This window comes from Parafrankia sp. EUN1f (genome assembly GCF_000177675.1).
Taxonomy (GTDB): domain Bacteria; phylum Actinomycetota; class Actinomycetes; order Frankiales; family Frankiaceae; genus Parafrankia.
Genome location: NZ_ADGX01000303.1, coordinates 1 through 3,969, shown reverse-complemented (window position 1 = coordinate 3,969; position 3,969 = coordinate 1). Strand labels below are relative to the sequence as shown.

4 protein-coding genes and 1 pseudogene are annotated in these 3,969 nt (G+C 69.2%); 4 read left to right on the top strand and 1 reads right to left on the bottom strand.

Features of this window, described 5'->3' with window-relative positions:
• The 4 genes and pseudogenes from FREUN1FDRAFT_RS38280 to FREUN1FDRAFT_RS38265 form a co-directional block, all read left to right on the top strand.
• Positions 1–845, top strand: an 845-nt coding sequence (locus FREUN1FDRAFT_RS38280; protein ID WP_006545816.1) for a DbpA RNA binding domain-containing protein, incomplete at its 5' end; no start/stop codon positions are given.
• 571 nt (positions 846–1,416) lie between these two features.
• Positions 1,417–1,557, top strand: a pseudogene (locus FREUN1FDRAFT_RS47255) (SAM-dependent methyltransferase); the annotation flags it as partial.
• A gap of 177 nt (positions 1,558–1,734) precedes the next feature.
• Entirely contained in the window at positions 1,735–2,163 is a 429-nt protein-coding gene (locus tag FREUN1FDRAFT_RS38270) for a VOC family protein (RefSeq protein ID WP_035957504.1), read from the top strand.
• A 540-nt stretch (positions 2,164–2,703) separates the two neighbouring features.
• Complete coding sequence (locus FREUN1FDRAFT_RS38265; RefSeq protein ID WP_006545813.1) at positions 2,704–3,252, top strand: hypothetical protein; 549 nt, start codon at positions 2,704–2,706, stop codon at positions 3,250–3,252.
• A gap of 408 nt (positions 3,253–3,660) precedes the next feature.
• Here the strand turns inward: FREUN1FDRAFT_RS38265 and FREUN1FDRAFT_RS38260 are convergent.
• A partial coding sequence (locus tag FREUN1FDRAFT_RS38260; RefSeq protein ID WP_006545812.1) for a hypothetical protein occupies positions 3,661–3,969 on the bottom strand: 309 nt, incomplete at its 5' end.

Below are 3,969 nucleotides of genomic sequence, written 5' to 3'. Positions count from 1 at the left end.
TCGCCCAGCTCCGTGACGGCGCTCTCGACCTTCTCGTCGCCACGGACGTCGCCGCCCGCGGCCTCGACGTCGAACGGGTCACCCACGTCGTCAACTACGACATCCCCACCGACCCGGAGTCCTACGTCCACCGCATCGGCCGTACCGGCCGCGCCGGGCGCAGCGGTGAGGCGCTGCTGCTCGTCACCCCGAGGGAGAAGGGCCTGCTCGCCGCGATCGAGAAGGCGACTCGCCAGCCGCTCGCCGAGATGGAACTGCCGACCGCGGAGGATGTGAACGCCCGGCGGGTCGCGAAGTTCCACGACGCGATCACCGCCGCGCTCGACGCGCCGGCCCACGCCGTGTTCAGGGACCTGGTCCTTGGCTACACCCGTGAGCACGACGTGCCGCTCGCCGACATCGCCGCGGCGCTTGCTGTGATGACCCGCCAGGAACCGGGGGAGTTCCTCCTCCCGCCGGACTCCGCCCCGCCTGTCCGGGAGAGGCCCGCCCGCGGGGTGGGCGGGCCGCGGCGGGTCTATGCCGTCTACCGGATCGGGGTCGGGCATCGCCAGCGGGTCACCCCGGGCCAGATCGTCGGGGCGCTCGCCAACGAGGGTGGCCTGGCCCGGGCGGACTTCGGCCGGATCGACATCCGGGCCGACTACAGTCTCGTCGAACTTCCCGCCGACCTGACCAAGGCCACCCAGCGGGCGTTGACCCGCACCCGCATCGCCGGCCAGCCCCTCAACCTGCGCGCCGAACGGCCGAGCCGGGAATCCGGCGCGCGGCCCGGCACCGGCCGCCGAGGAAAACCCGCCCCCTCCGCCCGCAGGACGCGCCGCCCGTCTGACGTCACGCCGTAGACGCCGTCAGAACATCAGCGCCTCCGGCAGGGATCGGTGCTGGGCAGCGACTTCGTGACAGGCCGCCTCATCGATCGAGCGGACTGGCACGCCGCACCCCTCTCAGGCGCCGTGGTCCTGGACCTCGCCATCCAGGAAAGCGGGACGGTGAGCAGCTCTCGCCGCCGCGCGACTCGATAGACGTCACCGCGTCCGCCGAGTCGATCAGCATCGCGGACGGCGTCCTGGCCGAGGCGGAAGCACTGTTCACCGAGGCCGGCAGCCGGCGCGGCTTCGCGTTCGTCGCGCTACACCGGTCCGGGCACGCGTTCCTGCGCGCGGACGACGCCGCCCAGCTGCGGCAGGCCCGCACGGCGATGGCCGGCTTCACCGCGGCGGATACGTCACCGCCACGACCACCCATCAGCCCGTGATCGCCATCGGGTTAGGTACCGACGGCGCGGACAACGAAGCGCTCACCCTCGATGAGATCGACGCCCGCGTCCTGCCACCGGGCGGACGGCTGTCGATCTGCGAACCGCTGCTCGGCCAGCGAAGCCCGATCGACCTCGACGGACTGAGCCGGCACGACCTCGCCGCCGACGCGGGCGTGCGGCAGTTCCTCGACATCGGGCCCGGCCTGCCCGCCGAGCACGCCACCCACCAGATCGCCCAACAGGTGGCACCGCAGTCACGCATTGTCTACGTCGACAACGATCCAATCGTGCTGGCGTAGGTTCAGGCTTCTCACCAGCATCTTTTGACAATCGGGCGAGAAACGGGTCCATACCCGCGTTGCACACGCACGGCTCGGCCCCTGTGACTGCAAGACGCAGGGGCGGCTCCCAGGGGCCATCCTCTCGCCAAAATGCGGGAGATGAGCAAACGTTCCCCATGCTACGGTGCGCCTATGTCAACGATCAAGCAGTTCCAAGTCACCTTTGACTGCGCAGAACCTGAGCGCGTCGCTCGCTTTTGGTGCGAGGTGTTGGGGTACGTTGTGTCGCCTCCATCGAAGGGGTTCGCCACCTGGGACGATTTCAACCGCTCCCGGTTTCCCGAGGATCAGTGTTCATGGTTCGCCTGCATCGATCCCTCAGGTGTAGGTCCACGACTGTTCTTTCAGCGCGTTCCCGAAGGAAAGGTCGCCAAGAATCGGCTGCATCTTGACGTGAGGGTCGGCCCCGGGCTCGTGGGTGAAGAGCGCCTCGCCACGCTCGAAGCCGAATGCGCACGGCTGGTCGTGCTCGGCGCGGTGCGCATGCGACTGCTGTATGACGGCCACGATTCCTGCATCGTGATGCAGGACATCGAGGGAAACGAGTTTTGTCTCGACTGAGCATTCTCCGGGGCCGGCGCGAGGTGGGGAGCAGCGCAGCAGCCGCACGGCGACCCGCACGCCGCCGATTGCCGTGTGCAATCCGGGGACGGTACCAGCCGTGCTCGCGCATGCACCAGGCTCCTGACCAGGATCTTTTCGATCCCAGGTCCGAACCTGGACACATACTCCGGGTTGCGCACGCTGCGTGGCTCAGACGCGGTACGCCGGCCGCCGTGCCACTGGACCCCCCTTGATGACGCCATCTCCGTTACGGGCCCGTAGGCGGTCCAACACGATCACACAACCCTGCTGGTCAGCGTCCCCGGCGGATCAGACAGGACGGCGCCTTCTCGAAGCGGTGGCGCCGTCCTGCCGAGCATCTCGATTCTGACGACCGGGCCCTGGGGCCGGGCCGCGCGGCGGCTGCGCGTGGGCCTGGCGCGCCACGTTCGCCGGCGCGTCGTCATGAGGGCGAGCACACGGCAGCACAAGCGGCCGTTGGTTGTCGCGCCGAGATTTCGCGCACACAAGGTCGTCATCCGAGTGAGGAGAAGCCTGGTGTCCACCTCCACGAGCGAGCCCACCCCGGAACAGGTAACCCCCCAGCCCGACGATGTCGCTCGCCTGCGCGAGGAGCTCATCCGGGAACTGCGGGAGCTGGCGGCGATCGTGACGCGGGAGGTGGAGCGGGCGGTGCGGGCGGTGCCACGGCATCTGTTCGTCCCCGAGCTGCGGGTGGCCGAGGCGTACGCCGCCGAGCGCCACTACGTGACGAAGGAGGACGAGCTGGGGATCAGCGTCAGTTCGGTGTCCGCCGCGCGGGTTCGGGCCATGATGCTGGAGCAAGCTCAGATCCGCCCCGGGATGCGCGTCCTGGATGTGCTACGGCGGCAATGTGGTCCCAGCCGACTATCACGGCCTGCTGCTCGTGGGCGGGCATGCGGCCTCCACGCACGCCGAGAACCGTTCGAACAGTGCCATCATCGCTACGGCCGGGCACAGGCTTCCCTTCAGCGCGGCGGATGTCCGAGGGCTCCTGGCCGGGATCAACAGCCGCTACGGCGGTCAGTCCCGTGTGACCAGGGCTTGGTCTTCGGGAACGAGTAGGTCCCACGCGCCGGCGTGATCGCCCGCGGCCCCGCGGGCAATGGCCTTGTCGAGAGCTGCTCGTGCTCCCTCGGTGGTCTGTGCCTGGGCCGCAGGGGTGGGCGGGGCGACGGATGCAGGATCACCGCCTGGCGAGGCAGGACCTGCGGCTTCGTCTGCCTGTCCACTGCTCCCGCATGCACACAGCAGCGTGACGAGCATTGCGGTAGCCAGCCGGCAGGCTGGCGCCCTGAGGCCGTGCGTTGCCGGTGTGTCACGCAGAGCATCCGACGGGTTGAGCGTGCTACTGCCCCGGCGAAACCGGGACTGTGGAGCTCGACATGCCGGTCTTCGCGGGAGTGGGTCTAGCTTGGCCTCGCCGGCAGCCCAGGGCGTCGGCTACTGCCAGTGCGGCGCTTCGGGAGGTCGTCACCGGACTGTGTGCAGCTGGGCCCGAGCCGCAAGGATCATGTGCTTCCGCTCCAGCTCGCAGAGGCGAGTCGAAGGCAGCACCTCCCCATTTGTCGCGGCGAGGAACTGGTTGACGTTCCGGAAGGCGGCGGGTGCGATGAAATCCATGTAATGCTCGCCGGGCTCCCTGTGCGGCAGCATGCCGTCCACCGTGATGAAGTTCCCTTCTGGGGAGACACGGACGATGCGGGCAACCCCCGCGTGCTCCGGCTGTCCCCGCGCCGTGGCCACGACCAGGCGGGCGACGTCACCGACCTGCGGCTTCGC

Coding starts and splice junctions, on each gene's coding strand:
- FREUN1FDRAFT_RS38270 (WP_035957504.1), top strand. CDS start 1,735: ATGTCAACGATCAAGCAGTTCCAAGTCACCTTTGACTGCGCAGAACCT.